Source organism: Pseudoalteromonas sp. TB64 (genome assembly GCF_000498095.1).
Lineage (GTDB): Bacteria > Pseudomonadota > Gammaproteobacteria > Enterobacterales > Alteromonadaceae > Pseudoalteromonas.
Window position 1 is genome coordinate 1 of record NZ_AUTQ01000137.1, and the last position, 5415, is coordinate 5415.

At 35.0% G+C, this 5415-nt stretch carries 3 protein-coding genes and 3 tRNA genes; 1 reads left to right on the top strand and 5 read right to left on the bottom strand.

What is annotated here, in order from left to right; all coding sequences use genetic code 11:
• The coding region (locus tag L647_RS1000000125295; RefSeq protein WP_139015434.1) for a helix-turn-helix domain-containing protein at window positions 1-163 on the bottom strand (163 nt) is incomplete at its 3' end.
• Between the two features lie 512 nt (window positions 164-675).
• Between L647_RS1000000125295 and L647_RS0110820 the strand changes: the two genes are divergently transcribed.
• Window positions 676-3351, top strand: coding sequence for a CHASE domain-containing protein (locus L647_RS0110820; RefSeq protein WP_024611121.1), 2676 nt, complete (start codon window positions 676-678; stop codon window positions 3349-3351).
• Between the two features lie 349 nt (window positions 3352-3700).
• On the opposite strand, the gene L647_RS0110825 is transcribed toward L647_RS0110820, so the two are convergent.
• From L647_RS0110825 to L647_RS0110840, 4 genes are all read right to left on the bottom strand, one after another.
• Window positions 3701-3790 (bottom strand) — tRNA-Ser (locus L647_RS0110825).
• A gap of 176 nt (window positions 3791-3966) precedes the next feature.
• On the bottom strand, window positions 3967-5007 hold the full coding sequence (gene nadA / locus L647_RS0110830) for a quinolinate synthase NadA (RefSeq protein ID WP_024611122.1): 1041 nt from the start codon (window positions 5005-5007) through the stop codon (window positions 3967-3969).
• Window positions 5008-5147: 140 nt separating this feature from the next.
• Window positions 5148-5223, bottom strand: a tRNA-Lys gene (locus tag L647_RS0110835).
• A 63-nt stretch (window positions 5224-5286) separates the two neighbouring features.
• Window positions 5287-5362, bottom strand: a tRNA-Lys gene (locus L647_RS0110840).
• Window positions 5363-5415: the final 53 nt, after the last annotated feature.

Consider the following 5415-nt stretch of genomic DNA (forward strand, 5'->3'; position numbering starts at 1 on the left):
TGTGTCTGTAACCTCGCTTACCTGTATTTCTAGAAAGCTCTCTTGAAATCGTAGATTGCGATAAATTAGTTAGCTCAGCAATAGTTTGTTGCGTAAAACCGCTTTTCTTTAGAACGGCGATCTGGCATCTTTGCGCATAGGTCAGTTGTTTGTAATGTCTCATTGTAAAATCTCTTGCCGGAGAAAAAGCAGTTAGCTTATGAGCAACTGACCATTTAATCTAGCCAAAACAAGTTATGCACTTACAATTTGAATCTAGGCTTTTATTAAATATCTTAATTTAAAATATAGAACATAATTAAACTTAAGAGAGCCTCATATTTAATATTAGATAAAAGCAATTTTTGAACTGACAATCTAAAATTAAAAAAGCACGCTAAAAAATCGCATAAAACAATCCTTTTTACTGATAAAAATATATTTCTGCATTTATTATCAGTAAAAATAAGCAGACTAAATAAAATATTGTAGTAACTTTGTTTATTTAAATAGAGTGTTATTAGAGGAGAAATAGTCAAAATTAAATATTACTATTCACTTATATATACCTTAAACCACTGTGAAATATATATTTTATTAAGAAAACCAAGTTGTAACCTTGTAAATAAGTGCTATATTTAATTTGGTTACAATATATTCATGGTCCACTATAAAAACATAAAAAAGGATGAATTAATGGTTGCGATACGTTGGGCTAATAAAGGATTTTTGCTACAAGTAACCCTCCAGTTTACTCTTCTTATTATTGGTATTATTTTCACTTATTCTCAGCATATTAAATATCAGCAAGAACTCGACTCTAAAATTGCAACTGCTTTAGACAATCGATTAACAACTTTAACCACGGGCATAAGTAACCGAGTTGATCTTTATAAATATGGACTTTTTGGTTTAAAAGGGTTTATACATGGTATTGGTATTGATAATTTAGACTATCAAGCTATTTCGGATTACTCTCACAGTCGAAATTATGCGTTAGAATTTCCAGGCGCTAATGGCATTGGCTATATTAAAAAAGTCCCTTCAAATCAGTTAACACAATTTTTAGAAAATGCTAAAAATGAACGTCCTGATAAAACATTTAATCTAAAAGAGCTTTCAAGTTATGACGATGAACGCTTTTTAATTCAGTATATTTTCCCTGAAAAAAACAACTTACAAGCAATCGGTCTTGATATTGGATCTGAAAGCATGCGCAGAAAGGCAGCATTATATTCAGCAATGAATAATAGTGCCCAGCTTTCAGCTCCCATAACTTTAGTTCAAGCCAATGAAAAAGCGCAGCAAGGCTTTTTAATTTTAATTCCCGTGTACAAAAATATTATAGTTCCAGAAGATAAAACACAGCGCCTAAAAGATTTGATAGGTTGGACCTACTCACCCTTGTTAATTAATAATATTTTAGATTCACTGTCTCAAGTTGACGAAAATCATTTGAGTATTAGTGATTTATACAACAATAGTGAATCTACTTTTTTTAACTATGGCGATGAAGGTAATAATTCTAAGTTTTTTGTATCTAGTACAACTCATATTATGGGTAGAGACTGGAAAATAACATTGCATGGTTCAAATGCTTTTATCGAAAATCTTCACTTACCTAACAAATATAAAGCGCTCGTTGATGGAGGGTTTTTAACGATTCTTGCAATGTTATTTATATTTGCTTTACAGTTGTTCTTTTATAGAAAAGCACAAAGAATACAATTAGAAGTAGAAACAGCTAAAAAACATAAAAAAATACTTGAACACGCAAATTCAACTTTAGAAACTGAAGTAAAACTCCGAACACAGCAAATAGCCGATATAAGTACTCTACAACGTAGTATTTTAGACAGTGCAAGCTACTCCATCATTGCCACAGACAAGGATGGTTTAATAACTGAGTTTAACCCCGCAGCAGAAAAATTATTAGGCTATAAAGCTAACGAAGTTATTGGCATTACTAACCCGGCTCTTTTTCATATGGAAGATGAAATTGTAGAAAAAGCAAAACAACTAAGCATTGAGTTAAATAAACACATAGAGCCCGGCTTTAATGCACTAGTAATAAAAGCAACACCAACTGAGCCTGACGTTAACCAGTGGACGTACGTTGATTCAAACGGCAAGCATATTCAAATTAGTTTAAGTGTTACTTCTCTACTGAATAACAAAGCGCAAGTTGTTGGCTTTTTAGGTATAGCCTTTGATTTAACGCAACAAATAAAACACGAAGAAGCACTTGCACAAGCAAAAGAACTTGCTGAGCAAAGCTCTAAAGCAAAATCAGAATTTTTAGCAAATATGAGTCACGAAATTCGTACTCCTATGAATGGTATATTAGGTACTTTACAGTTACTACAAGAGCAACCACTTAACGTCAAATCAAAAATATTTTTAAAAAAAGCACTTTACTCAACCCGCTCTTTAACAACAATTATTAACGACATTCTTGATTTTTCTAAAATAGAAGCAGGTAAATTATCACTTGAAAATAAACCTTTTGAACTGTACGAATTAATAAATCACTTAGAATCAGATTTAGGAATTCCCGCTAAAGAAAAGAATATTTACCTGCGTTTTATTTCTAATATTGAACACAAGTATTGGGAAGGTGATTCAGTTAGACTCAGACAAATATTTTTAAACCTAATCTCCAACGCAATTAAATTTACACACGATGGTGGTGTTACTGTTGAATTTAAATTAACAGACGACAATAAAATCTGCGGTGTTATTTCGGACACAGGAATCGGTATTTCACAAGATGTAATTGATCGTTTATTCGAACGCTTTGAACAAGCAGAAACATCAACTACAAGAGAGTATGGCGGTACAGGTTTGGGGCTGCCAATCACTAAATCACTAATTAATTTAATGAAAGGCGAAATTAAAGTAACCAGTAAACTAGGTTCAGGTAGTAAATTTTTTGTTTATTTACCACTTAAGCAAGCTGACATTAAGCCAATGGATATAAATTTAAAAAATTTAGCGTTTCCTGATCTTACAAATAAAACAATTTTAATCGCCGAAGATAATAAAATTAATCAACTTGTAGCCTCTGCAATGCTTGAACCAACACATGCAAATATTGTAATAGCAAATAATGGACTCGAAGCAATAGAGCTTTATAAAGAGCTATTGCCCGATATAATTCTAATGGATATTCAAATGCCTAAAATGGATGGCTTTGAGGCATGTAAAAAAATTAAAGAAATAAACGATAAACAGATTATTGTTGCGCTCACAGCCAATGTGTTTACTGAACAAAAAGAGCTCTACAAAAAGCTATTTGATGGTTATATTTCTAAACCAATAGAAAAACACGAACTAATTAAAGCCCTACATATTATAAGTAGCGTAGAATAACGTTAAGAGTTTTTGAGATTAAAAAGTGCATATTAAATTAATAACCGAACTCTAAGAATGAAAATAGGTATAAAAGAAAATTCAAAACTCGTATTTAAATAAACCCCAGCTGGCTCAGCTTTTTTTTTACAATACACCGTTAGTTATTAGCGTAATTCAAAGTTCAACCTATTCTATTAGGTTAAATTTACAGCCGTGCTGCTTGGTATACTACTAGGTATACTACTAGGTATACTAAAGACCTGCGCTTGGATAGGACGCTATAGAACATCATAATACGCTAAGTCATTGAATTTATTTTATTACAGGCACAAAAAAGGACGTCATGAGACGTCCTGATATTGAATAATGGTGGAGGGAGAGGGATTCGAACCCTCGTTAGGGATAAACCTAAACACACTTTCCAGGCGTGCGCCTTCAGCCACTCAGCCATCCCTCCACTGTGTTGCAATTGTGTAATGCAACAGCGCGCTATAGTATGAAATAGACCCTCGAGGTGCAAGGCATTTTTAAATATGATCCTTCAAGTGCTTACTTATCAAGCAATCACTTATATTGAGGTATAAAAAAACGGCTAAATTCAAGATTTAGCCGTCCACATTTTTACTTCTAAAATTACTTAGCCATACTCGCAGTAAATTCAAGCATGCGGTTAAGTGATTTAAGAGCGCCTTCGCGTAAATCCATATCAACGAATACTTCTTTACCTTTAGGGCTTATGAGGGCTTCCTCAATCGCTTTTAAGCCATTCATCGCCATCCAAGGGCAATGTGCGCAACTTTTACATGAAGCGCCCTCACCTGCCGTAGGAGCCGCAAAAAACTCTTTATCTGGGCATAGTTGCTGCATTTTATAAAAGATGCCGCGATCGGTTGCTACAATAAACTTCTTATTGTCCATTGTTTGAGCGGCTTTGATCAATTGGCTCGTAGATCCAACCGAATCGGCAAGTGCAACTATTTCTGCTGGTGACTCAGGGTGAACTAATACGCCTGCATCTGGATGCAGCGCCTTCATATCCTTTAAGGCTTTTGTTTTAAACTCGTCATGTACAATACATGCACCATTCCACATTAGCATATCAGCACCGGTATTTTTTTGAATGTAGCTACCAAGGTGTTTATCTGGACCCCAAATAATTTTTTCGCCTTGCTCATCCAGGTACTCAACAATCTCAAGTGCACACGATGACGTTACAATCCAATCTGCACGTGCCTTAACAGCAGTAGAGGTGTTTGCGTACACAACAACCTTACGATCAGGGTGCTCGTCACAAAACGCTGAGAACTCGTCTACAGGGCAACCAATATCCAACGAACAAGTCGCCTCAAGTGTTGGCATAACCACTGTTTTATTAGGTGTTAAAATTTTAGCGGTTTCGCCCATAAATTTTACACCTGCGACGATGATCATATCTGCATCGTGACGTGCGCCAAAACGTGCCATTTCTAGCGAATCAGCAACGCAACCGCCAGTTTCTTCGGCGAGCGCTTGAATTTCAGGATCGGTATAATAATGTGCAACAAGTACTGCATTTTTATCTTTTAGTAATTGTTTTATACGCGCTTTATATTCGCCTTGCTCGTCTTGTGTTAACGGTGCTGGCTTAGGAGGGAAAATATAACCTTCAGGCATAATAGTTTGAGCTAGACTCATGTTCTCGACCACTTATCTACGGAGCATTAATTGCGGCGAATTATACGAGAATATGAACGTAAATAACAGCAAACTAGCGAGGCTGTTTATAAAAAATAGAGTGAGAATTTAAAAAAGAATATAAGGGAAGTATTAGAGAGTGGTGGGTCATGATGGATTTGAACCATCGACCAATTGATTAAAAGTCAACTGCTCTACCAACTGAGCTAATGACCCGCTCTAATATAAACTGCTTTGTAAAAAGCATGCGTAAATCCGCCGATTAAAACTGTCATAGAATGGTGGGTTATGATGGATTTGAACCATCGACCAATTGATTAAAAGTCAACTGCTCTACCAACTGAGCTAATAACCCGCTCTATGCACTTATTCAATTATGAATGAAGCTTACGTAAATCCGCCGATTGA

What these genes read in the sequence shown, in the direction of transcription:
- L647_RS0110820 (WP_024611121.1), top strand. Translation starts at nt 676, where the DNA reads ATGGTTGCGATACGTTGGGCTAATAAAGGATTTTTGCTACAAGTAACC.
- nadA (WP_024611122.1), bottom strand. Translation starts at nt 5,007, where the DNA reads ATGAGTCTAGCTCAAACTATTATGCCTGAAGGTTATATTTTCCCTCCT.